Below are 22,435 nucleotides of genomic sequence, written 5' to 3'. Positions count from 1 at the left end.
GCGATCGCCTCCCCCACAGGGGGAGGGACTGGTGCGGAGCGATCATGCCGCCACCCCTTGAGCCAACAGCCGCGACACCGCCTCGGCCGTCTCGCGGAACGCCGCCGTGGCGCGGAAGCCCGGCGGGCGGACCACCGGGCCGTCGACCGCCACCTCGCCGGCGATGCGGCCGGGGGCGGCGGTCATCACCACCACCCGGCGGGCCATGTAGACGGCCTCCTCGACATTGTGGGTCACGAAGACCACGGCCGGGGCCAGCTCGGCCGCCAGGGCCAGGACGTCGTCGGCCAGGGCGCGGCGGGTGATCTCGTCCAGGGCCGCGAACGGCTCGTCCAGCAGCAGCAGGCGCGGGCGGGTGACCAGGGCGCGGGCCAGGGCGGCGCGCATGGCCATGCCGCCCGACAGCTGGGCGGGGCGGGCGTTCTCGACGCCCCTCAGTCCGACCTTGTCCAGGGCTTGAACGGCATGGTCGCGGGCCTCGCGCCTGGCGGTCCCGGCCAGCTCCAGCGGCAGGGCGACATTGGCCGCCGCGCTCATCCACGGGGCCAGGGTCGGGGCCTGGAAGACCACCGAGGTCTCGCCCCGTCCGGCGGCGCGGCTCACGGTCCCGCGGGTCGGCGGCTCCAGCCCGGCCAGCAGCCGCAGGGCGGTGGACTTGCCGCAGCCGGACGGCCCGACCAGGGCGACGATCTCGCCGGGGTTCAGCGCCAGGTCGACCGGGCCGAGGGCGCGGCCTCGGCCGGGGTAGTCGACTTCGACCTGTTGGAGAGATGCGATGCTCAACGGCTGTCATCCCGGACGAGCGCGCAGCGCGAAGATCCGGGACCGACGCGTGAACTCAGCGCTTCCGGCGGTCCCGGATCGGCGGCCCTTCGGGCCTTGTCCGGGATGACAATCGATATGAGAGCGAAAGAGGTCACTTCGGCAGGAAATCCAGGGTGTAGGCCGACCTGTAGTCCATGTCCTTCGGGTACACCCCCTGCTCGGACGCGACCTGGAAAAACTCGGCCCAGCGCGTGTCGTCCATCTTGCCCACGCCCTGGCGCGGCACGATGCCGTAGGCGCGCATCTTCTCGCGGGCCTGGTCCAGGACGTCCTGGGTCATTTCCGGATTGTCCTTGAGGATCAGGGCGTCGCCCGGTTTGGGGTCGCCGTAGAGGTAGCTGGTCCAGCCGGCCGCGGTAGCCTCGACGAAGGCCTTCACGGCCGCCGGGTTCTTGGCGATCAGGGCGTCGGGGACCAGGGCGAACGAGGCGTAGGCGGGATAGCCGTCGTCGGCCAGCAGGAAGACCTTCGGGGTGATCTTGCCCTCCTTCTGGATCAGGTAGGGCTCGGACGTCGCATAGCCCTGCTGGACCACGGACTTGTCTGCCAGGAACGGCGCGGCCGAGTAGTTGTACTTGCGCACCTGGTCGTCGGTGAAGCCGTGCTTGGCCTTCAGCCACACCCAGAAGGCGGTGATCGAGGCGTCCGACAGCAGGATCGGGTGGCCCTTCATGTCGGCGATGGAATTGATGCCCTGGCCGTCGTGGGCGATCAGCACCTGGGGATCCTTATCCATGAAGGCGGCGACGGCTTTGACCGGCACCTTCTCCTTGGCCAGGTTCAGCACGATGAAGCTGTTGGAGCCGACGCCGACGTCGACCGCGCCGGTCGCCAGCAGCTGGGGCACGTTCACGCCCGGACCGCCCTGGATCAGGGTCACGTCCAGGCCGCGCTTGGCGTATTCGCCGGTCGCCACGGCCTGGTAATAGCCGCCCAGCTCGGCCTCGCCCTTCCAGTCGGTGGCCAGCTTCAGCACCGTGCGGCCAGGAGTCGGGGCCGCCTCCTTCTTGGCCGGCGAACAGGCCGCCAGCACGGCGCAGACGGCCAGGGCGGCCAGGCGCAGGATCTTCATGGTCGTCTCCCCGAATTGCCGGGTGAGGTTAGTGGTGGAGAAGGTGGTAGGGAAGCCTAGTTCCTCCCCCTGTGGGGGAGGCGGCCGAAGGCCGGTGGGGGGAGTTGTCGGATCGTCGATCCGGGTTGTGGTCGTCTGCCGATCGCTCCCCCCTCCGTCGGCTTCGCCGACACCTCCCCCACAGGGGGAGGACCTTCTACTTCCGCGCCAGCCACCGGCTGACCTTGGCGTACAGCACCTCGCGCTGCACCGGCTTGGCCACGTGGTCGACCATGCCGGCGGCGTAGCAGCGCTCGACCTGCTGGGGCAGGGCGTCGGCGCTCATGGCGATGATCGGCACGTCGCCGGCCCCGCCGTCCAGCGCCTTGATGGCCCGGGTGGCGGCCAAGCCGTCCATCTCGGGCATGTGGATGTCCATCAGGATGATGTCGAAGCCGCCGCGCGCCGCCTTGGCCACCGCCTGCTCGCCGTTGTCGGCGGTCTCGACCTGGCAGCCGACCAGGGTCAGCAAGGCCGCGCCGATCTCGCGGTTCATCGGGTGGTCGTCGACCAGCAGTATGCGGGCCGCGCCCGGCGTGGCGACGGGTCCGGGCTCGACGGCGTCATAGGCCTCGACCTGGGGCGCCTGCAGCTCGAGCCAGAAGGCCGAGCCGTGGTTCAGGGCGCTGTCGACGCCGATCTTGCCGCCCATCAGCTCGACCAGCGCCTTGCTGATCGCCAGACCCAGTCCCGCGCCGCCGTAGGGCCGGCTGGCCGAGCTGTCGATCTGGCTGAAGCGCTGGAACAGCCGGCCTTGCTGCTCGATGGCGATGCCGACGCCGGTGTCGATGATCTCGAACTTGAGTCGGTCCTCGAGTTCTCCGGGTTCGATGGTCAGGCAGGCGCGGATCCGTCCCGCCTCGGTGAACTTCACCGCGTTGTTGAGCAGGTTCAGCAGCACCTGGCGCAGGCGCAGGCCGTCCAGGTCGTGCAGCCCGCCGACCGGATCGACGACCTCGACCTCCAGCGTCAGCCCCTTGTTCTCGGCTTCGGGCCGGATGATCCCGACCGCGTCGTGCAGCACCGCCGCCGCCGAGGTCGGCTGGAACAAAAGCTCCACCTGGCCCGCCTCGACCCGCGAGAAGTCGAGGATGTCGTTGACGACGGTCAGCAGGGCCGTGCCGGCGCTGTCGATCAGGCTCAGCTGGCGGCGGACGTCGGGCGGCAGGTCCTGGCGTTCGACCAGCAGCTGCGAGAAGCCCAGCATGCTGTTCAGCGGCGTGCGGATCTCATGGCTCATGGTGGCCAGGAACTCGGTCTTGGCCTCGTTGGCGGCCAGGGCCCGGGCCCGGGCGGCGCGGGTCAGCTGCTCGCGGCGCACCAGCAGGCGGCGCAGGCGCTCCTGCTGGGCCAGGGCCAGGCCCGCGGCCAGGCTGGTGACGAACAGCACCCCGACGAACACCTGGACCAGCCGGTTCTGGTGGGCCTGGGACCAATTGGTCGAGATCTGCGGCCCCCACAGCCCGTGGACGGTCAGCGGAATGGCGACGCAGGCGACGATCAGCGAGGCCTGGGCCGCTCCGCGCGGACCCAGGCGGAAGGCGGCCAGCAGCGCGACGGGGAACAGCAGGAACGGCGCGGGCAGCCCCTTGGCGTGGAACACCGTCGCCGTCAGGACCGCCACCAGCAGGCCTAGCCCCAGCGTTTCAGGCATCGGGCGCTGGAAGGCGCGGCGATGCTCGCTGTCCAGCAGGACCAGCACGGCCGGCAGCACGATCGCCATGCCCAGCACGCCGCACAGGAACCAGTCGGTCAGCAAGGTCACGAAGGGAAGGCCGTAGACCATGGCCAGGACGGTCGCGGCGACCACGGCCATCAACAGGGTGACCGGCGCGGTCAGGGTGGTCAGCAGGGCCAGCTGCCGCATGGTCCGCACCCGCGGCGGTCCGCCGAAGAAACGCCGGGTCACCCGCCAGACCAGCAGGGCCTCGCCGACGTCGACCAGGGTGTAGAGGGCGGCGCGGCCGACTCCGTCGCCGACCAGAAGATCGATGGCCATGTGGCCGATCACGGCGACGATCGTCAGGATGGCGCCGCGCCGCGGGCTCAGCACCAGCAGGCCGCCGGCCAGCAGGGCGTTCGACGGCCACAGGGTCGCGACGCCAAGGGCGTTGCGGGTCAGGAAATCGCTGAACGCCTGGCTGGCCAGCAACGCCACGGCCAGGACGAGCAGGACCCTGTCCTGCCGTCGCTGTTCCTGATGGGCGACGTTAGCCTGCATTGTTTTCCCGTTCCCCGGACGGGAAGAAATACGCGACCAGGGGCGTTACGTTTCGTCGATACGCGATGCTGTGACGCTTTGCCGCATCCTAAGGTGAAGTTCAATCGCCTCGGGGTTGCGGTTTGTCCCGGTTCAGGATTTCGCGCCGCCGCCAGGCGTCGATCCGGGTCATCAACGGGGTGGCGGTGACGCCGTGGACGAGGATCGAGCACAGCACGACGAAGCCGGTGATCGCCCAGAGCCCGTCCCAGCCATGAAAGTCGCCGTGGTTGAGGCCGTAGGCCAGGTAGTAGAACGACCCGATCCCGCGAATGCCGAAAAAGGCCACTACCGCGCGCTCCCGCATAGAGTGCGGCGCGCCGATCAGGCCGATCCAACCGGCCAGCGGCCGAACGATGAAGACCAGCGCCAGCCCGAACGCCGCCTCCCTCCAGGTCAGGGAATCCAGCAGGCCGCCCGCCACGGCCCCGCCCAGCAACACCAGGACCAGCATCATCAGCAGGCGCTCCACCTGTTCGGCGAAGTCGTGCATGGCCTCGTGGAACTGGTGGTCGCGCTCGGTCGCCCGCAGGGCCAGGGCGGCGACGAACACCGCCAGGAAGCCGTAGCCGTGGGCGGCCTCGGCGACGCCGTAGGCCACCAAGGTCGCGCCCAGGGCCACCAGGCCGTCGCCGGTGCCCGAGATCCTGGCGTGCGGGGCCTTGAACGTGGCCCAGCCCAGCGCCTTGCCCACCGCCCAGCCGACCCCGGCCCCGGCGACCACGCGCCACAGCACGTCGACCGCGAGCCAGTGGGTGATCAGGGGCTGGCCCACGACCCCGCCGGCCAGGGCGACGGCGACCGCCAGGTGCACGAACGGGAAGGCGAAGCCGTCGTTGAGGCCGGCCTCGGAGGTCAGGGCGAAGCGGGCCTCGCCGTCCTCGCCCGACCGGGGCGGTCCGACCTGGACGTCGGAGGCCAGCACCGGATCGGTGGGGGCCAGGGCGCCGCCCAGCAGCAGGGCCGAGGCCAGGCCCAGCCCCAGGCCGTGGACGCCCATCAGGGTCACCGCGATGATGCTCAGCGGCATGGTGATGGCGATCAGCCGCCAGGACGAGCCCCAACGCCGCCAGCCGATCCGCCGGTCGATCTTCAGCCCCGCGCCCATCAGCGAGACGATCACCACGATCTCGGTCAGCCGCTCGGTCAGGGTCGAGAACCGCACGGGATCGGAACGGAAGGGCAGGACGCCGCCCTGGAACACCATCACGCCGATCAGCACGCAGAGGATGGCCAGGGAGAGCGGCAGGCGGCTGAGCGCCATCGGCAGCCACGCGACCAGCAGCACGACGACGCCGAGGCCAAGCAGGAACAGCAGATACGGGTCGAACATGCGTCCCTAACGCACAGGCGGCCTGACCGGGGGCGCCGCTGGCGCCGAACTGGGGGCCTCGCGCCGGACGCCCGAACCCGGCCGCGCCGTCGGGCGTTATGACCCCGGACCCTCAGGTCCAAGAGCTGGGAGCGTCATGGACAAGCTGTTCGCCAAATTCGCCAACGCCACCGCGCGGATCACCGGCAGCCCGCCGGCCTTCATCGTCTGCGTGCTGCTGGTCGCCGTCTGGGCCGCCACCGGGCCGATCTTCAAGTTCTCCGAGACCTGGCAGCTGGTGATCAACACCGGCACCACGATCATCACCTTCCTGATGGTGTTCCTGATCCAGAACACCCAGAACCGCGACGCCGCGGCGGTTCAGACCAAGCTCGACGAGCTGATCCTGACCTCCGCCGCCGAGAACGACTTCATGGGCATCGAGAAGCTGACCGAGAAGGAGCTGGCGGCCATGCACGCCCGCTGCACCGAGCACGCCCAGATCGCCCAGGACCGGCTGGACAAGGTCGCCGCCGAGCGTGAGTCCCGCAAGGGCGCCAAGGCCTCGCCGAAGGCCAAGCGCGCCCCGGCCAGCCGCCCGGCCGCCAAGAACGCGCCGGCGCGGCGGGTGAAGACGTCTTAAGGTCTAGCTCGAGATCTCACCTGGCCCGTTCCCCAACCACCGTCATTCCGGGCCTTGTGCCCGGAACCCCTCCTTCAGCCGACGGTGAAGCAAAATGGCGCGCTGGCGCGCCACACCTCCGCACCTGCGGCGGAGAAAGGGGTTCCGGGCACAAGGCCCGGAATGACGGTTGAAAAGGGGGATTGGAGAAGCATGAAGGACTGGAACCCCTACTTCTTCTCCAACAACAGCTGACCCTGCTTCTTGACCTGGCCGGTGATCTTGCCGGCGATCACGCCCAGCAGGCCGGGCAGGACGACGTCCATCCGCACCGAATCCTCGAACACCGTCAGCACGCCGGAGATCGGCTGGCCCATGGCCTGGGCCGAGAAGGTCAGGGCGTCGCCGGTCCAGCTCTTCTGGACGTCCTTCACCATGCCGCCGGTTTGGCTCAGCAGTTGGCCGAACCCTTCGTCGATCCGGCGGCGCGCTTCGGCGAGGCCCAGCTGGTGGGGAAGGGTGATGGTGATCGGCTTGCTCATGCGCGCGGCGCTCCTGCTGTCGGGGTCTAAACGCCCGTCGGCGACATATGGGGGCGACGCGGTCATATCATACGTCCGGAACTGACGTATAGAGCGGCGAAGGTTCGGCATCCAAGGAGGACGCCATGACCGACATCGCCATGCCCAGCCTGTTCCAGCCCCAGCCCCGCTCGGTCCGGTTCACCCGTCCCGGTCGGCCCGGCGGCCTGCTCGGGGCGCTGAACTACGCCGGCGTCCTGATGGTCTGGGGCGCGCTGTTCGTGTGGGATCCCCGGCTGGCCATGCAGGTGCTCCGCGAGCGTCGCGCCGACTCCCCGATCCGCCGTCGCCCCTAGCCAAATCCGCCAGACGGTGGGATGGCAGGGACATGCAGCGCACCGTCTCGATCGCCCATGCCAGCCACCGCCTGAAGGCCCCGTTCCGCATCTCGCGCGGAGTCAAGACCGCCGCCGAGGTGGTGGTGGTCGAGATCGTCGAGGGCGAGCTGATCGGGAGAGGCGAGAGCGTGCCCTACGCCCGCTACGACGAGACGGTCGACAGCGTGATCGCCCAGCTCCAGCCCGCCGCCCAGGCCCTGCGCGAAGGCGCGCGGCCGCACGACGCCCTGGCGCGGCTGACGCCCGGCGCGGCCCGCAACGCCCTGGACTGCGCCCTGTGGGACCTGCGGGCCAAGCGCGAGGGGCTCAGCGTCGAGGCCCTGACCGCCTTGCCCGTGCCCGACACCCTGGTCACCGCCGTCACCGTCAGCCTGGACAGCGTCGAGGCCATGGGTGCGGCGGCCCGCGCCGTGGCCGGCGCGCCGCTGATCAAGGTCAAGCTGTCGGCCGAGGATCCCGCCGCCCGGCTGTTGGCCGTGGCCAGGGCCGCGCCGAACGCCCGGCTGATCGTCGATCCTAACGAGGGCTGGGACTTCGCCATGCTCGACGGCCTCAAGCCCGTGCTGTCGGACCTCGACATCGCCCTGGTCGAGCAGCCCCTGCCGGCCGGCCACGACCAGGCGCTGGAAGGCTACGATCCGCCGTATCCGATCTGCGCCGACGAGTCGGTGCACACCGCCGAAGACCTGGCCGCCCTGCGCGGCCGCTACCGCGCCGTGAATCTCAAACTCGACAAGGCCGGCGGCCTGACCGAGGCCCTGCTGATGCTGGAGGAGGCCCGCAACCATGGCTTCACGCTGATGGTCGGCTGCATGGTCGCCTCGTCCCTGGCCATAGCGCCCGCCCTGCACCTGGCGGGGTCGTGCGCCTTCGCGGACCTGGACGGGCCGTGGTGGCTGGCGCAGGACCATCCCGGCGGCTGTCGGGTGGCCGACGGGCGGATGACGCGGCCGGCCGAGGGGTTCTGGGGCGACGGCCTGACGGCGACGGGCTTGTGGCTCTGACGGGCTGAACTCCAGCTGTACTTTCATGCCCGCTGCCGTAACCTCTGATTGAAAAATCAAGGAGGTGTCGTCATGCGTAAGCGTTCGATGATTTTGGCGGTCGCGGCTGTCTCCATCCTGCTCGCGCCCCAGGCGCTGGTTCCCAGGGCCCAGGCCTTCGGCACCATCCGCGCCTTGGGCCAGAACGCCGAGCATGAGCGCATCACCCGCAGCGGCCTGGCCTCGTTCGGGTTCGGCCCGCAGTCGCTGGGACAGCTGGCCGGGGCCAACGGCACGTGGGGCGCGGTCGGGACGCCCGACAATCCGGACCGGGGCCTGTCGAACCTCAAGGCCGCCCACTGCGACGGCGGCGACTTCTTCGACGCTCCCGGATATCCGCAGAGCCAATCCGGCGCCGTGACCACCCTGACCGCGTGCCGCACCTACGTGATCACCCACATCAACGCCGCGGTGACCGACGCCGCTGGCCTGGTGAAGCCCAACCTCGAGCTGGACAGCACCAGCATCTGGGGCGGCTGCATCTTCAACGGCGCCAAGGGGCGGGCCAAGTGCAACGTCTTCGAGGACATGGGCCTGGTCTTCCATGCCGCCCAGGACTTCTATTCGCACAGCAACTGGACCGACGCGCCGCGCGCCGCGCCCTCGATCGATGATCCCCAGGGGCTGAACCATACCGCCCCCGCGCTCTGGCTGGCGCCGGGCGGCGGCGGGGTGTTTCCGTCGGGACTGATCAGCGGCTGCTACGAGGGCTTTCCCGAATTCGCCCATTGCCCCGGGCGGATCAAGCACGCGGTGCTCAACAAGGACACCACCGGCACGGCGCGCGGGATGCCGGCCTACACGCGCGCCATGAGCGTCGCCGCCCAGGACACCCGCAACAAGTGGACCTATCTGGAGAAGCGGCTGGTCGCGGTCTACGGCGCGCCGCGCGGCAACAAGATGATCTGCGTGCTGAAGCGGGACGATCCGGCAAGCTGCTAGAATCCTTGTCCTTATGGGAGAGGGTTCAAGCGCTCGCGCGCCGCCCACACCGCGTGGGTCCCGCTGCTGATCTTATGGGGCAGGGCGATGCGGCACGTCGGGGTCATGGTCTTGGCGTCGACCACCAGGCACTCCGACGCGCCCCGGTTCTCGTCGATGATGAAGCTGACCAGGTAGCCGTCGTCCTCGCTGGTCGCCCCGACGCGCGGCGCGAACGGGGCCTCGCTGGCGTAGCGGCCGGGCTCCAGGGGCAGGCTCCAGCTCTGGCCCGTCTCCAGGTCGTGCTTGACGAAGCCGTTGAACAGGAACCAGCCCGGCTTGGCGGTGGTCGAATAGGCGTAGCGGTAGGGCCGCCCGGCGTAGGCCTGGTTGAACATGCCGAACTCCAGGATCCGCTCGTCCAGGTGATGCTCGGTCGTCTCGCCGGTCGCCAGGTTGAACCGCCAGCGATGCAGCTTGGGGCGGAAGCTGTGCTCGTCCAGATAGGCCATCAGGTGGCCGTGGCCCTCGGGCGCGTCCTCCAGCGGGCGCGGTGTCGGGTTTTCCTGGAAGTAGCCGTCCAGAACGATCTCGTCGCCGTCCTCATAGGCGTTCAGCCCGTGCAGGACGTAGGTCGGGGCGGCCTCGAACCAGCGCACCGCGCCGCCGTGACGCGGCAAGATCCCGAACCGCGAGGGCACGCCCTTGTGCAGGCGCACGGCGTGGATGCCGCGCTCCAGCAGGCCCGCGTCCCAGAACACCGGCAGGTCGTTGAGGATCGAATAGTTCGCGGTGAACGCCATGTCGTGCGGCAGGCGCGGGCCGGGCAGGTCGATCGGCTGATAGACCGTGCGCCGGCCGTTCGCGTCGACCACGCCGTAGTGCATGTAGGGCGCGTGCTTTGAGTAGTTGAAGAACAGCAGCTCGCCCGTCGCCTCGTCGACCTTGGCGTGGGCCGATACGCCGTCCAGCGGCGCCCACGACGCGACGCCCAGGTTCTCCAGGGTCAGGGGATCCAGGCGATAGGCCTCGCCGCACTGGTAGAAGGTGGCGATCGCCTCGCCGCGATGGACGACGATGTCGGTGCTGGCGGTGTCCTTCAGGCCGCCATGGGCGCCGAAGCCCGGTCGCTTGGACGTGCCCGGACCATCCGCGAGACCGCCCCACAGGCTCTCGCCGGCTTCCTGCTCGGCCTCGAACCCGCGCGTGCGGATGAAGCGGTTGCGATAGCTGGCCTGGCCGTTCTGGAATTCGATCTGATGGACCATGCCGTCGCCGTCGAACGGGTGATAGCGGCCCAGAGGCTGGTGCACGGGGTTTTCGGTGTTGCGCAGATAGACGCCGTCCAGGTCGGTCGGGATCGCGCCCTCCAGCACCTCCAGATCGGCCGCGTCGACCTCCTCGTGCAGCGGCGTCCAGGCCCCGGTCAGGTAGGGGTGGTTGGTCGGCCGCAGCGACGCGCGGACCGGCGGCAGGCGCCTAATCTGCATGGCGATCTTCATGACGGTCCTCCCGGCCCTAAAATCGTTCCTAACCCTAGAACGCCAGTCTCATTGCACAAATGACGGAAAATCGAACCGGACCGCATGAGCGCCGTTCTTCCGCCGCCAGAACCGGTCTAGGTGATCGCCAAGCGCTGCCTCCGCGAGGTTCCCATGCCCTTCGACTCGCCGCCCCCCGTCGAACAGGTGATCGTCACCGCCGCCCGTCTGCCGCCCGCCGCCGCCGAGGCGGCCTTCTCGGCGGTCCATCTCAGCGAGCGCGACCTGGCCACGACCCAGCGGGTCGACGAGGCGATCAGCCGGACGCCCGGCGTCTCGCTGTTTCGCCGCACCTCCAGCCTGTCGGCCAATCCGACCACCCAGGGCATCAGCCTGCGGGCCATCGCCCCGTCGGGCGCGGGGCGCACCCTGGTCACTCTGGACGGCGTGCCGCTGAACGACCCGTTCGGCGGCTGGGTGATCTGGTCGCAGCTGGCCCCGGAGTCCCTGAGCGGCGTCGACATCGTGCGTGGGGCGGGGGCGGGCCCTTACGGCGCCGGCGCCTTGACCGGGGTGATCGGCTTGAAGGAGCGCGACGCGGGCATCGCCGGCGACGTTTCGGTCGGCGAGCTGGGCAGCCGGCGCGCCTCGGCGGCGGCGGTCTCGACCCTGGGGCGGTTCGAAGTCTTCGGCGCGGCCCTCTACGACAAGTCCGACGGCTACGTGCCGGTGCGCGGCGACGCTCGGGGCGCGGCCGACACCAGGACGGATCTCGAGGCCAAGAGCATCTCCGGCCGGATCGACATGGCCACGGGCCTGGGCCTGCTGTCGCTGCGCGGCGGGTTCTTCGAGGAGGATCGCGGGGCGGGCCTGGTCGGGGCGCGCGCCAACGCCTCGGGCAACGTGCTCAGCGCCACCCTGGTGCGGGCTCCGCGGGGTCAGGCCCTGGGCTGGCGGCTGCAGGCCTGGCGGCGGACCAGCGACCTGTTCAACAGCTCGGTCGCCGTGGCCGCCGACCGCTCGTTCACCACCCCGGCCAACAGTCAGGACAAGACGCCCGCTACCGGCTGGGGCCTGAACGGCGCCCTGCGCCAGAAGATCGGCGGCGTGGAGTGGGAGCTGGGCGCCGACGCCCGCCTGAACGACGGCGAGGAGCGCGAGCGCTACGGCTATTCGGGCGGGACCTACACCCGCGACCGGGTGGCGGGCGGCAAGACCTCGGTGGTCGGGGCCTATGCCGACGGCTCGTGGACGACCGGCCCGTGGCTGGTGGCCGGCGGCCTGCGGCTGGACCATTGGGAAACCACCGACGGCTTCCGTGTGGAGCGCAACGCCCTGACCGGGGCCGTGCTGGTGGACCGGCGTCCGGCCGACCGCGACGGCGAGGTGGTCAGCGGCCGCCTGGGCGTGACCCGCGAGATCGCGGGAGACGCGGTGGTCCGCCTGGCCGGCTACACCGGCTTCCGCCCCGCCAGCCTCAACGAGCTCTATCGCCCGTTCCGAGTCGGCAACGACGTCACCGAGGCCAACGCCGCCCTCGAGCCCGAGCGCTTGGAAGGGCTGGAGGCGGGTGTTTCGCGCAAGGGCGCCAAGGGGCTGATCGAGGCCACGGCGTTCTGGAACCGGATCGAGGATCCGATCGTCAACGTCACCCTGGGCGCCGGGCCCGCGACCTTCCCGATCGGCGGCTTCATCCCGGCGGGCGGGGTGCTGCGCCAGCGCCAGAACGCCGGAACCATCGACGCGGTCGGCCTGGAGGGGCGGGCCGACCGCAAGGTCGGGGCCGTGACCCTGAGCTCGGCCCTGTCGGTCACCGACGCGCGCGTGGACGGCGGTTCGACCGCCCCGCAACTGACCGGCAAGCGGCCTGCCCAGGCCCCGATCTGGAGCGCCACGGCGGGTCTGTCGGCCGAGCTGACCGACAGACTGACCCTGGCGACCGACCTGACCTGGGAGGGCAAGCGGTTCGAGGACGACCTCAACAGCCGCGTGCTCGACCCGGCCTACCGCCTGGACGCCCGGCTGAACTGGCGGGTGCGGCCTCTGGTGACCGCCTATGTGGCGGGGGACAACCTGCTGGACGCCAATATCCAGACCTCACGGACGGCCGACGGCGTGGCGGGCTACGCGGCGCCGCGCGTGGTGCGGGTGGGGCTGCGGCTGGCGATTTAGAAACCGTCTCCCGGAGGGGAGAAGGTCTTCGCTACCGCGCCGCCCGGCCCTCGAACACCACCTTCGCGCCCTTCCGCACCGCCGCCCCCAGCTCCGCCGCGTCCCAGTTGGTCAGCCGCACGCAGCCGTGCGAGGCGCGCTTGTTGACCAGTTTGGGATCGGGCGTGCCGTGGATGCCGTAGGTGTCCTTGGTCAGGTCGATCCAGGTGGAGCCCACCGGATTGTTCGGACCCGGCTGGATGGTCAGCTTGCCCTTGGGCTTGCCGAACGTCAGGCGCGAGGGGTCGTAGGTGTAGGTCGGACGCGGGGCCATCGTATTGACCTCCCACTCGCCGGTGGGCGCGGGGCGCTCGGTGCTGCCGACCGTGGCCGGGTAGACCGCCAGCAGGGTGTCGTCATCGCCGAAGGCGCGCAGCGTGCCCTTGGAATTGTCGATCAGGATCCGCGCCACCTTGCCGGGCAGGCCGTCGGCGCCCAGGGCCGCGACGATGATCGTGGTCCCGGCCCTGGAGAAGTCGACGCCGGGATTGAGAGCCTGAAGCAGCGGCTCGTCCATGTGGAACTTCTCGGCCAGGCCCTCGAGCGGCGTGCCGTAGCCGAGCGCCGGCAGCTTGGCCATCGCCTCGTAGTCGTCCTTGGGGATGTCGGGCGTGAACGGACCGGCCACGTCCTCGGCCGTGATGACATAGTCGGTCAGGACCGGCGCGGCGTCGGCGGCCAGGGCGTCCCAGACGGCGGGGCTGAGCTTGCCGTCGACGGTCAGGCGGTGAGCCTCCTGGAAGGCGCTGAGCGCCAGGGTCAGGTTGCCGCCCTCCTGGCCGTCGATCACGCCGGGCGAGAAGTGGGCGCGGTCCAGCAGCACCTGGGCGCGGACCAGATAGGCCTGCTTGGCCTCGGGCGTCACGGCGGCGGGATCGAAGGCGGCGGCGTTGACCGACAGGGCCAGCGGCGAAGGCGCGGCCGGAGCTGGCGCGGGCGCGGCGGGAACCAGCGGCGGGGTCTGCGGCGACGGAGCGGCGGGCTGCGACGCGGCCGGCGGCTGTTGCGGCTTCGGCGCGGGATCGGAACAGGCGGTCGTCGCCACGAGACAGCCAAGCAACAGGGCGGCGGGACGCAGGGTCGAGGGCATGTAACAACTCCGAGGCGGGAACGCGTTGCCCCTCTCAAGCCTTCAGCCATGGCGAAGTTCCACGGCGGTCCTCTGGACCAAGGAGCCACCGGTTGAAGATTCTGCGTCGGCTGATCTGGGTTGTGGGCGGGTTGGCCGTGCTCATCGCGGTGTTCTTCGCCTGGGTGCTGTGGCCCAGCCGGCCCTCGCCGGCCGTGCCGCCGCCCTCGGTCTCGGCCCCGCGCGAGCCGCTGGCCTACGAGCCGCCGACCTACCTGCCGTCCAACGACCCGCCGTCGAGCCCGACCTTCGCGCCGACGGCCGGTGCGACGCCCGAGGATTGCCAAGCCGGCGGGGCCTCGACCAGCGCCGCGCCGGTCAACGCCGCCTCGCTGACCACCCTGACCTGGGCGCCGTTCGGCCGCGACGAGATCGGCTGGGAGATCTACGCCCCGCACGTCGCCCACGAGATCCAGACGGCCTGCGCCCCGGGTTCGAACCGCTTCGCCGCCGCCCTGGCGCGCTGGCAGGGCGGCCATGGCCTGAAGTCGACGGGGACCTTCGATCCGGAGACCTTCAAGGTGATGCTGGTGCGCTGGCATCGCTCGCGGCCGTTCGTGAAGGTCAACGGCGAGGGGATCTGTCCCGGCGCGCCGTCGGCCGCCATGCTGGCCGCCGCCAAGCCCGAGGAGAGCTACGGCGGCAAGACCATCCAGCTGCGCCCCGGCGCTTTGGACGCCTATCGCCGGATGGTCGCCGAGGCCAAGGCGGCGGGCGTGGTGCGCGACCCACGGACCCTGACCCTGTTTTCCGGCTTCCGCGACCCCCTCGCCGACGCCGCCCGCTGCGCGAGCGACAACAACTGCCAGGGCGTGTCGCGCACCATCTGCTCGGCCCACCGCACGGGCCTGGCCGTGGACCTGTTCATCGCCGCCGCCCCGGGCTTCGGGCCGGACTCCAGCGCCGATCCCAACCGTCTGGCGATGGCCCGCTCGGGCGTCTATCGCTGGATGGTCGTCAACGCCGGCCGGTTCGGCTTCGTCAACTACGTGTTCGAGCCCTGGCACTGGGAGTGGACGGGCGAGCCGATGCTGCCGGGCGTGCCGATCAACAGCCTGCCGCAGGCCGGTTCGGGCAATCCTGGCGATCCGCTGCTGACGCCGCCTCCAACCTCGTCGCCGCCGGTCGCCGCGCCGCCGCCGCCAAAGGCCCGCCCGCCGTCGAAAGCCGCGCCGCGTCGCCCCGCGGGATCATGACCCGGGCGACGCGGAGGCCTCGGCCATGAAACTTCCTGATTTCGTGGACATTGTCTGGATGAGGGCCAGCCCACATAGGAAGTCATGAGCTTCGCCGCACCGCGCTTTCCAGACCGTCGCCGGATTCTCGCCGGCTTGCTCCTCGCCACCCAGGCGGCGGCCGGGCCGCGTCCGCCGGCCAGGCCGCCGGTCGTCACCGTGCTGGGCGATTCCATCACCGCGGGACTTGGCGTTCCGGCCCGAGCCGCCATGCCGGCCCAGTTGCAGGCGGCCCTGACCCGGATGGGTGTGGGCGCTCAGGTGCGGGCGGCCGGCGTGCCGGGCGACACCAGCGGCGGCGGGTTGGCGCGGGTCAATTACAGCGTCGCGCGGGACACCACGCTGTGCGTCGTCGCCCTGGGCGGCAACGACCTGCTGCAGGGGATCGAGCCGCGGGTGACCAAGGCCAATCTGCGCGCCATCCTGCAGAGCCTGCGTGACCGGCGGATCGGCGTGGTGCTGGTCGGGGTCGGCGCGCCGACCCTGTTCGGCGCGGCCTATGCGCGCGAGTTCAACGCCGTCTATCCGACCCTGGCCCACGAGTTCGCCGCGCCGCTCTATCCCAACATCCTGGCCGGGGTCGGCGGGTCGCGGCGGCTGATGCAGGGCGACGGCATCCACCCCAACGCGGCGGGGGCGCGGGTCATCGGTGAGCGCCTGGCGCCGTTGGTGGCCCAGGCGTTGCGGACGATCCCGGCCCAAACAGCGGCTAGGTAGGCCTTGGCTAGGTGAAGAACGTCACCGCCACCAGCACCACCCCTGCGATCCAGACCGTCTCGAAGACCATCAACGCCACGGGCCGCCAGCCGGCGGTCATCAGGTCCTTGAACGAGGTCTTCATGCCGAGACCCGCGATGGCCGTGACTAGGCACCAGCGCGACACTTCGTTGGCCGCGTCGGTGACGGGCTTGGCCAGCCAGCCCAGGCTGTTGACGATCACCAGCACCGCGAAGCCGATCAGGAACAGCGGCACGGTCGGCTTGGCGCCGCCGCCGGCTCCGGGGCCCATGCGCGCCACGACGAAGGCGATGGTGAACACCACCGGCAGCAGCATGGTCACCCGCAGCAGCTTGACATAGGTCGCCACGTCGCCGGTGTGGGGCGAGATCATGTAGCCGGCACCCACCACCTGGGCGACGTCGTGGATCGTGCCGCCCAGGAATATCCCCGCCCGGGTGTGGTCCAGGTGCAGGGCCGCGGTCAGCAGCGGATAGGTGATCATGGCGATGGTCGACAGGGCCGTGACGGTGACGACGGCCAGGATGGTGTCGCGCTCGGCGTCCTTGCCGCGCGGCAGGACCGAGGCGATGGCCAGGGCGGCCGAGGCGCCGCAGATGCCGACCGCGCCCCCCGACAGCACCCCGAAGCTGGATCGCAGGCCCATGCGCTTGGCCAGCAACGCGCCCAGGCCGATCGTCGAGCCGATGCCGACGATCACCATGATGATTGGCGTCAAGCCCAGGCCCAGGATCTGGCTGGCGGTGATCCGCGCGCCCAGAAGCGCCACGCCGAAGCGAAGGATCGCTTTGGACGAGAACTCGATGCCCGGGACGCAGCGGCCTTCCTCGTGCAGGAAGTGGAAGGTCATGCCGAACAGCAGGGCGAACAGCATGACCGGCGCGCCGTAGTGCTGGGCCAGCCACTGCGAGGCCAGGGCGATGGTCACCGCCACCAGCACGCCGGGATAGAGCTTGATCAGCGCCGCCTGGCCGGGGAAACGGCGCTTGGCGGCTGTCGCGACGGCGGGTTCCGGCCGCGACAGCCCCTCCATGCCCTCGAGCGACTGGAAGAGCGCCCGCGCGGCGGCGGTGTCGGTGTCGAGATCGGAATTCATGAGCGGGCCCTGGGCCGGCGAGTCGCGCCGGTCCTTCGATCGAGACCCGATGCCGAAGACGGGGACAAGCCAAAAATAAACCCCTCGCCGCTGGGGCGAGGGGTTTGACTTGGCTCCGCACCGTCGAGGTCGGGGTTAAAGCTCCCGGCCACCGCCGCTGACGATCGGCTCGGGCGGATGCCCATGGCCATGAACGGCATGGCTGGGCGCGCGCTTCTGGTGCTGGAACAACCGGTCCATGATCTTGCTGGACCAGTTCTTCAGCATGTCCATGAAGATGAACACCACCGGGATGTAGAGCAGGGACAGGAAGGTCGAGGTGATCAGGCCGCCGATCACCGCGATGGCCATCGGGGCCCGGAACTCGACGTCGGCGCCGAAGCCGAACGCCACCGGGGCCATGCCCGCCGCCATGGCGACCGTGGTCATGATGATCGGCCGGGCCCGCTTGTGGGCGGCGTCGAGCAAGGCCTCCCTGCGGGTCATGCCGCCCTTCATGGCCATGATCGCGTACTCGACCAACAGGATCGAGTTCTTGGCCGCGATGCCCAGCAGCATCAGGATGCCGATCAGGGTCGACATCGAGAAGCTGCTCTTGACCAGGACCAGCAGACCGAACGCGCCGCCGATGGCCAGGGGCAGGGCGGCCATGATGGTCACCGGGTGGGCGAAGCTGCGGAACAGCAGCACCAGCACGACGTACATCAGCAGGATGCCGGTGATGAGGGCGGCGGCGAAGCCGGTCAGCATCTCGGCGATGAACTCGGCGTCGCCGGCCGGGGCTTCGCGCACCCCGGGCGGCAGGTTCTTGACCGCCGGCAGGGCGTGCACGGCCTTGGAGGCGTCGCCGACGACCAGGCCGTCCAACTCGGCGGTGATCTCGGCCACCCGCGAGCGGTCCTGGCGCGAGATCTGCGAGGGACCGGCGCCGAAGCGCACGTCGGCCACCGCGTTCAACGGCACCGAGCCGCCGTGGCTGGAGGGCACCTTGAGGGTCTCCAGCACCGACATGTTCTCGCGGGCGTCGTCGGTCAGGCGCAGACGGATCGGCACCTGGCGGTCACCCAGGTTGTACTTGGGCAGGGACTGGTCGATGTCGCCGATCGTGGCCACGCGCACCGCCTGCGAGATCGCCCCGGCCGAGACGCCGGCCCGGGCGGCCTGGTCGGGCTTGGGGGTGACGATGATCTCGGGACGGGCGATGGCCGCGGTGTTGACCACGTTGGCCAGGCCCTTGACGCCGCGCATCTGGGCCTCGATGGCGCGCGCCGCGACCTCGAGCTGCGGGCCGTTGTCGCCGATCAGGCGCAGGGTGAAGGCGGAGCCGTCGCTGGGACCGCCGCCGTTGTTGCCGCCGGCGCCGATGCGGGCCCCGGGGATGGCCTTGAACTGGTCGACCATCTGGCGGCTGAAGTCGCGCTGGCTGATCCGCTGGCCTTTCGCCACGAGGTCGGCCGTGACACGGGCCTGGTTGACGCCGTCGCTGCCGACCGAGGCGTAGACCCCGGTCACTTCGGGGCGGGCCTCCAGTTCGCGGGTCATCCGCATGACGATGGCGTCGGTCTCGTCGAGGGTCGCGCCCGGCGGCAGTTCGACGCTGAACGGCGCGCGGCCGCGGTCGGCCGCCGGCTGGAACTCGAACGGCAGGCGGGTGAACAGGAAGCCGGTGCCGATCAGGATCGGCAGGGCCAGAGCGGCCACCTTGAGCTTGTTGCTCAGCGCCCAGTTCAGGGCCTTGAGATAGGGGGCCATCCAGAACGGATCGCTGTCGGGCTTGTGGTGGGCCTTGAGCATGTAGGCGCCCATCAGCGGCGTCAGCATGCGGGCGACCAGCAGCGAGAACAGCACCGAGATGCAGGCCGCCAGGGCGAAGGCCTTGAAGAACTGGCCGACGATGCCGGGCATGAACCCGACGGGCGCGAACACCGCCACGATGGTGAAGGTGGTGGCCACGACGGCCAGGCCGATCTCGTCGGCGGCCTCCATGGCCGCGTCATAGGGCGATTTGCCCCCGCGCATGTGTCTGACAATGTTCTCGATCTCGACGATGGCGTCGTCGACCAGGATGCCGACGGTCAGCGACAACGCCAGCAAGGTCACGCCGTTCAGCGACTGGTTCAGGGGCGCCATGAGCGCGAAGGTCGGCAACAGCGACAGCGGGATCGCCACGGCCGCCAGGAAGGTCGCCCGCCAGTCGCGCAGGAACAGCAGCACCACCAGCACCGCCAGCAGGGCGCCCAGGCCCAGGGCCTCGAGCGAGGCGTAATAGCTCTGCTCGATATACTTCACGTTCGAGGTCAGCTCGACGATCTTCAGTTCGGGGTGGGCCTTGTCGAGCTTCTCGACCTCCTTGCGGATCTTCTCGGCGATCTTGACCTCGCTGGCCCCGCGCGAGCGGACCATGTTGAAGGTCACGACCTCTTCGTTGTTGAAACGCGCACGGTTGCGGGGTTCGGCCCAACGGTCCTCGACGTCGCCCAGATCGCCCAGGCGCACGGTCTCGCCGTTGCCCAGCTGGACGCGGGTCTCGCGCAGTTGGTCGACCGAGCCGGCCGCGCCCAGGGTGCGGATGGCGCGTTCGGAGCCGGAGACGGTGACGCGGCCGCCGGGCAGGTCGGCGTTGGCCGACTGCAGGGCCTGGCTGACCTGGGCGGCGGTGACGCCGCGGGCGGACAGGCGGTCGGGGTCGAGAGCCACCTGGATCTCGCGGCTGACGCCGCCCTGGCGGTTGACCTGGCCGACGCCCTTGATGGCCAGCAGGGCGCGGGCGACGTCGTTGTCGACGAACCAGCTGCGTTGCTCCGGCGTCAGGGTCGGGGCCTGGACCACATAGGTGATCAGGGCGTCGCCCGAGATGTCGATGCGGGTGACGTTCGGGATCTGCATGTCCTGGGGCAGGGAGCTTTGCAGATTGGCCATGGCGTTGCGGACGTCGTTGGTCACCCGCTCGTGGTCGACGCCCAGCTCGAACTCGATGAAGGTCGAGGAATAGCCGTCGCCGACCGTCGAGCTGATGTGGCGCACCTGGCCCAGCCCCGCGATCGAGTCCTCGATCAGCCGGGTGACCTGGGTCTCCAGCTCGGTCGGGGCCGCGCCGGGGCGCGAGGCGCTGACCACCACGAAGGGCAGGTCGACGTCCGGATTGTCGTTGATCCGCATGCTGGTGAAGCCGGAGATGCCGGCGATGGTCAGCAGCACGAACAGCAGGATGACGGGGATCGGGTTCTTGATCGCCCAGCGTGAGATGTTGTTCATCGCCAGCCCCTAGCGTTTCGCCGCGACGGCCACGGCGGGCGGGGCGGTCTTGCCGGAAGAGGCGGCGACGCGGACGCTGTCGCCGTCGCCCAGGAAGCCCGCGCCCTCGACCACGACCCGCTCGCCGGGGTTCAACCCGTTGGCGGCCGTGCGGTCGGCGTTGCGGGCCAGGATGTCGATGCGCCGGAACTGGGCATGGTTGTTGGCGCCGACCACGAACACGCCCGGCTGGTTCTGGCGATAGAGGATGGCCGCGGTCGGGATGGTCGGGGCGGGCTGGGCGCCGGCCGCGATCTGGGCGCGGGCGAACATGCCCGAGCGGAAGCCGCTGCCGGGCGCCAGGCTGATGCGGGCCAGGCCGACCCGGGTCTGGGTGTTGACCTCGGAGGTGACGATGCGGATCGTCCCGGTGGTCTGGCCGACCTGGTCGGAGGTGACCGTGGCCGGCATGCCGGCGCGCAGGGCCAGCAGGTCGGCTTCGGGGATCTCGGCGTCCAGTTCCAGGCGGCCGTCGCGGACGATGCGGAACAGTTCCACGCCGGGCGAGATGATCTGGCCCTTGGTGACGCTGCGGCGGCTGATCAGGCCGGAGACCGGCGCGCGGACGACGGCCTGGCCCAGGCGGGCGAGGGTCTCGTTGCGCGAGGCGTCGGCGGCTTCCAGCTGGGCCGCGGCGGTCTGCTGGCGGGCGGTGGCGGTGTCGAGCGAGGCGGTCGACAGATAGCCCTTGGCCTGCAGCTCGCGCGAGCGGCCCAGGGCGGCCTGGGCCTCGGCCAGGGTGGCCCTGGCGCTGGCCACCGCGGCCTCCTGCTGGTGCAGCTGGGCGCGGAGCATGGTGTCGTTCATGGCCACCAGGACCTGGCCCTGGCGGACGGTCTGGCCTTCCTCGGCGTTGACCGACACGGCCGTCAGGCCGCCGGTCTCGGCGCCGACGGGCACCTCTTCCCAGGGCGTGACGGTGCCCGAGGCGTTGATGACCCGCGGCAGCGACTGGACGGACACCACCGACACGCCGACGGTCTGGCTGGCGGCCTGCGACGGCTTGGACGTCTTGGCCTTGGCCTTGTCGCCGCCGTGGTCGCAGGCGGACAGGCCCAAAGCGCTGATGCAGAGCATCACGGGCAACGCAGTCGAACGCAGGCCGCGTTTATTGATCCGTTGATGCACGACCACCTCAGCTCCGATTATTTGAACAGCCAACGCCTTCTAGCCGAGAAACGCCGTTCACCGGATTAAATGATCGTAAGGAGGCGCAACGAGGTCAGGTGAACCTGTCCGGACCGGGCCTCTCCCGTCGTCCGGCGTTCCAGGCGCCGATCAAAAGGGCGCCCATCACCAGGTAGCTCAGCAGGCTGCCGGCCACGTAGTAGGCGCGGGGGATGATCTGCTTGTCGATCGCCGCCGCCAGGTGAACCAGGGCGCTGACGCCCTGAAACGACGCCGCGGCCATGGTCCACCAGCGATCCGTCGTGAGGGCCAGGTAGAGCAGGACCAGCAGCAGCAGGACATCGACCACCAGCACGCCGCTCTGGGCGCCGAGCGTCTGCTGGTCGTCCTGCACCAGGGGGCTGGCGAACCAGGCCGCGGCCATCGCCGCCGCGGCGATCCGCTCGACCCAGCGCCCGCGCCAGACGGCGAGGCCGCAACAGGTCACGAGCACGGCGAGGCTGAACAGCTGGTCGAGAGTCTGGACGTACATCTGCGAGGTTTCTGGGGCAGGGCCGCCGGCGGCGCGCCGACCCTTCAGCGTAAACCCATCCCTGGCGCAAGCCGATACGGCAAGTCGCGGGCCCGATCACATGTGGGGGCGCATGATCGGGCCCGCGGCGCGAGGCCTGAGGAGGGGAGGGTTCAGGCGACTTCGCGCGTGGTCGGCACGGCCCGCAGGCTGCCGATCAGGCTGGGGGGCGGCTTCTTGCCGCCGCCGCCGAAGGAAACGGCCGAGAGGCCGATGTCGTGCTGGGCCTTGCTTAGGCCCTGATGGGTTTCGAGGATGTTCTGCCGGGCCACGCCCAGGGCGCGCATCGTCTCGATCGCGCTGATCAGGGCGTCCTGACCGACCATCACCGACAGGTTCGCGGCTTCTCGCGAGGCCGGCATCAGGGTGGTCAGGGCGGCGGTGCTGGCGATGGCCGCGTCGATGGCCTTCTCGGCGGCGAACAGGGCTTCGGCCACGGCCTCGGCGGCGCTGCGGCGTTCCTTGAGCATGACGGTTCTCCTCGCGCCGCCCATCCGTGGAGGCGCGACGCGTGATGGGGGTGAAGCTGTGGAGAGCGC

General features: G+C 70.4%; 19 protein-coding genes. 7 read left to right on the top strand and 12 right to left on the bottom strand.

Annotated elements, in window-relative coordinates; translation table 11 throughout:
- Window positions 1-42: 42 nt before the first annotated feature.
- The 4 genes from ASD38_RS09295 to ASD38_RS09280 all read right to left on the bottom strand — a co-directional run bounded on the left by ASD38_RS09295 (window position 43) and on the right by ASD38_RS09280 (window position 5,529).
- Window positions 43-783: an ABC transporter ATP-binding protein gene (locus ASD38_RS09295; RefSeq protein ID WP_056442123.1), complete on the bottom strand. Its 741-nt coding sequence runs from the start codon at window positions 781-783 to the stop codon at window positions 43-45.
- 133 nt (window positions 784-916) lie between these two features.
- Complete coding sequence (locus tag ASD38_RS09290; RefSeq protein WP_056442120.1) at window positions 917-1,897, bottom strand: ABC transporter substrate-binding protein; 981 nt, start codon at window positions 1,895-1,897, stop codon at window positions 917-919.
- Between the two features lie 196 nt (window positions 1,898-2,093).
- On the bottom strand, window positions 2,094-4,157 hold the full coding sequence (locus ASD38_RS09285; RefSeq protein ID WP_056442117.1) for an MASE1 domain-containing protein: 2,064 nt from the start codon (window positions 4,155-4,157) through the stop codon (window positions 2,094-2,096).
- 100 nt (window positions 4,158-4,257) lie between these two features.
- Entirely contained in the window at window positions 4,258-5,529 is a 1,272-nt protein-coding gene (locus ASD38_RS09280) for a cation:proton antiporter (RefSeq protein WP_056442116.1), read from the bottom strand.
- Between the two features lie 136 nt (window positions 5,530-5,665).
- On the opposite strand from ASD38_RS09280, the gene ASD38_RS09275 reads away from it, so the two are divergent.
- Window positions 5,666-6,151: a low affinity iron permease family protein gene (locus tag ASD38_RS09275; protein WP_056442115.1), complete on the top strand. Its 486-nt coding sequence runs from the start codon at window positions 5,666-5,668 to the stop codon at window positions 6,149-6,151.
- 209 nt (window positions 6,152-6,360) lie between these two features.
- Here the strand turns inward: ASD38_RS09275 and ASD38_RS09270 are convergent, their stop codons facing one another.
- Window positions 6,361-6,672: a polyhydroxyalkanoic acid system family protein gene (locus tag ASD38_RS09270; RefSeq protein WP_056459463.1), complete on the bottom strand. Its 312-nt coding sequence runs from the start codon at window positions 6,670-6,672 to the stop codon at window positions 6,361-6,363.
- 125 nt (window positions 6,673-6,797) lie between these two features.
- Between ASD38_RS09270 and didA the strand changes: the two genes are divergently transcribed.
- From didA to ASD38_RS09255, 3 genes are all read left to right on the top strand, one after another.
- Window positions 6,798-7,007 carry a DNA damage-induced SOS-independent cell division inhibitor A gene (gene didA / locus ASD38_RS09265; RefSeq protein WP_056442112.1) on the top strand — a complete coding sequence of 70 codons (210 nt, stop codon included), beginning with the start codon at window positions 6,798-6,800 and terminating at the stop codon, window positions 7,005-7,007.
- 32 nt (window positions 7,008-7,039) lie between these two features.
- Window positions 7,040-8,053 (top strand): N-acetyl-D-Glu racemase DgcA, encoded by a 1,014-nt coding sequence (gene dgcA, locus ASD38_RS09260; protein WP_056459460.1) that lies wholly within the window; start codon window positions 7,040-7,042, stop codon window positions 8,051-8,053.
- A gap of 72 nt (window positions 8,054-8,125) precedes the next feature.
- A complete protein-coding gene (locus ASD38_RS09255; protein ID WP_156390630.1) occupies window positions 8,126-9,034 on the top strand; it encodes a hypothetical protein in 909 nt (302 codons plus the stop codon).
- Between the two features lie 11 nt (window positions 9,035-9,045).
- Here the strand turns inward: ASD38_RS09255 and ASD38_RS09250 are convergent, their stop codons facing one another.
- Window positions 9,046-10,503, bottom strand: coding sequence for a carotenoid oxygenase family protein (locus tag ASD38_RS09250; RefSeq protein WP_056459691.1), 1,458 nt, complete (start codon window positions 10,501-10,503; stop codon window positions 9,046-9,048).
- 165 nt (window positions 10,504-10,668) lie between these two features.
- On the opposite strand from ASD38_RS09250, the gene ASD38_RS09245 reads away from it, so the two are divergent.
- Window positions 10,669-12,666: a TonB-dependent receptor gene (locus tag ASD38_RS09245; protein WP_056459687.1), complete on the top strand. Its 1,998-nt coding sequence runs from the start codon at window positions 10,669-10,671 to the stop codon at window positions 12,664-12,666.
- A 31-nt stretch (window positions 12,667-12,697) separates the two neighbouring features.
- Here the strand turns inward: ASD38_RS09245 and ASD38_RS09240 are convergent, their stop codons facing one another.
- Window positions 12,698-13,795, bottom strand: coding sequence for a L,D-transpeptidase family protein (locus ASD38_RS09240; RefSeq protein WP_056459455.1), 1,098 nt, complete (start codon window positions 13,793-13,795; stop codon window positions 12,698-12,700).
- Between the two features lie 92 nt (window positions 13,796-13,887).
- Here ASD38_RS09240 and ASD38_RS09235 point away from each other — a divergent pair, with 92 nt between their 5' ends.
- A complete protein-coding gene (locus ASD38_RS09235; RefSeq protein WP_056442106.1) occupies window positions 13,888-15,030 on the top strand; it encodes a D-alanyl-D-alanine carboxypeptidase family protein in 1,143 nt (380 codons plus the stop codon).
- Between the two features lie 84 nt (window positions 15,031-15,114).
- Window positions 15,115-15,786 carry an arylesterase gene (locus ASD38_RS09230; protein ID WP_056442098.1) on the top strand — a complete coding sequence of 224 codons (672 nt, stop codon included), beginning with the start codon at window positions 15,115-15,117 and terminating at the stop codon, window positions 15,784-15,786.
- 7 nt (window positions 15,787-15,793) lie between these two features.
- Here the strand turns inward: ASD38_RS09230 and ASD38_RS09225 are convergent, their stop codons facing one another.
- The 5 genes from ASD38_RS09225 to ASD38_RS09205 all read right to left on the bottom strand — a co-directional run bounded on the left by ASD38_RS09225 (window position 15,794) and on the right by ASD38_RS09205 (window position 22,366).
- Entirely contained in the window at window positions 15,794-16,903 is a 1,110-nt protein-coding gene (locus ASD38_RS09225) for a YeiH family protein (protein ID WP_056442095.1), read from the bottom strand.
- A 135-nt stretch (window positions 16,904-17,038) separates the two neighbouring features.
- Window positions 17,039-20,158 (bottom strand): efflux RND transporter permease subunit, encoded by a 3,120-nt coding sequence (locus ASD38_RS09220; RefSeq protein WP_056442084.1) that lies wholly within the window; start codon window positions 20,156-20,158, stop codon window positions 17,039-17,041.
- 9 nt (window positions 20,159-20,167) lie between these two features.
- Window positions 20,168-21,274 (bottom strand): efflux RND transporter periplasmic adaptor subunit, encoded by a 1,107-nt coding sequence (locus ASD38_RS09215; protein WP_056442081.1) that lies wholly within the window; start codon window positions 21,272-21,274, stop codon window positions 20,168-20,170.
- A 145-nt stretch (window positions 21,275-21,419) separates the two neighbouring features.
- Window positions 21,420-21,857, bottom strand: coding sequence for a hypothetical protein (locus tag ASD38_RS09210; RefSeq protein WP_056442078.1), 438 nt, complete (start codon window positions 21,855-21,857; stop codon window positions 21,420-21,422).
- A gap of 152 nt (window positions 21,858-22,009) precedes the next feature.
- A complete protein-coding gene (locus ASD38_RS09205) occupies window positions 22,010-22,366 on the bottom strand; it encodes a hypothetical protein (protein ID WP_156390629.1) in 357 nt (118 codons plus the stop codon).
- Window positions 22,367-22,435: the final 69 nt, after the last annotated feature.

It is taken from the genome of Caulobacter sp. Root487D2Y (assembly GCF_001427165.1).
In the GTDB taxonomy this organism is placed as follows: domain Bacteria; phylum Pseudomonadota; class Alphaproteobacteria; order Caulobacterales; family Caulobacteraceae; genus Caulobacter.
The sequence above is the reverse complement of the archived record's forward strand: the minus strand, read 5'-3'. Positions and strand labels throughout refer to the sequence as shown.

Excerpts from the sequence above, each read along its gene's own strand:
- ASD38_RS09290 (WP_056442120.1), bottom strand. The coding sequence starts at position 1,897 with ATGAAGATCCTGCGCCTGGCCGCCCTGGCCGTCTGCGCCGTGCTGGCG.
- ASD38_RS09285 (WP_056442117.1), bottom strand. The coding sequence starts at position 4,157 with ATGCAGGCTAACGTCGCCCATCAGGAACAGCGACGGCAGGACAGGGTC.
- ASD38_RS09280 (WP_056442116.1), bottom strand. The coding sequence starts at position 5,529 with ATGTTCGACCCGTATCTGCTGTTCCTGCTTGGCCTCGGCGTCGTCGTG.
- ASD38_RS09275 (WP_056442115.1), top strand. The coding sequence starts at position 5,666 with ATGGACAAGCTGTTCGCCAAATTCGCCAACGCCACCGCGCGGATCACC.
- ASD38_RS09270 (WP_056459463.1), bottom strand. The coding sequence starts at position 6,672 with ATGAGCAAGCCGATCACCATCACCCTTCCCCACCAGCTGGGCCTCGCC.
- didA (WP_056442112.1), top strand. The coding sequence starts at position 6,798 with ATGACCGACATCGCCATGCCCAGCCTGTTCCAGCCCCAGCCCCGCTCG.
- dgcA (WP_056459460.1), top strand. The coding sequence starts at position 7,040 with ATGCAGCGCACCGTCTCGATCGCCCATGCCAGCCACCGCCTGAAGGCC.
- ASD38_RS09255 (WP_156390630.1), top strand. The coding sequence starts at position 8,126 with ATGCGTAAGCGTTCGATGATTTTGGCGGTCGCGGCTGTCTCCATCCTG.
- ASD38_RS09250 (WP_056459691.1), bottom strand. The coding sequence starts at position 10,503 with ATGCAGATTAGGCGCCTGCCGCCGGTCCGCGCGTCGCTGCGGCCGACC.
- ASD38_RS09245 (WP_056459687.1), top strand. The coding sequence starts at position 10,669 with ATGCCCTTCGACTCGCCGCCCCCCGTCGAACAGGTGATCGTCACCGCC.
- ASD38_RS09240 (WP_056459455.1), bottom strand. The coding sequence starts at position 13,795 with ATGCCCTCGACCCTGCGTCCCGCCGCCCTGTTGCTTGGCTGTCTCGTG.
- ASD38_RS09230 (WP_056442098.1), top strand. The coding sequence starts at position 15,115 with ATGAGCTTCGCCGCACCGCGCTTTCCAGACCGTCGCCGGATTCTCGCC.
- ASD38_RS09225 (WP_056442095.1), bottom strand. The coding sequence starts at position 16,903 with ATGAATTCCGATCTCGACACCGACACCGCCGCCGCGCGGGCGCTCTTC.
- ASD38_RS09220 (WP_056442084.1), bottom strand. The coding sequence starts at position 20,158 with ATGAACAACATCTCACGCTGGGCGATCAAGAACCCGATCCCCGTCATC.
- ASD38_RS09215 (WP_056442081.1), bottom strand. The coding sequence starts at position 21,274 with ATGCTCTGCATCAGCGCTTTGGGCCTGTCCGCCTGCGACCACGGCGGC.
- ASD38_RS09210 (WP_056442078.1), bottom strand. The coding sequence starts at position 21,857 with ATGTACGTCCAGACTCTCGACCAGCTGTTCAGCCTCGCCGTGCTCGTG.
- ASD38_RS09205 (WP_156390629.1), bottom strand. The coding sequence starts at position 22,366 with ATGCTCAAGGAACGCCGCAGCGCCGCCGAGGCCGTGGCCGAAGCCCTG.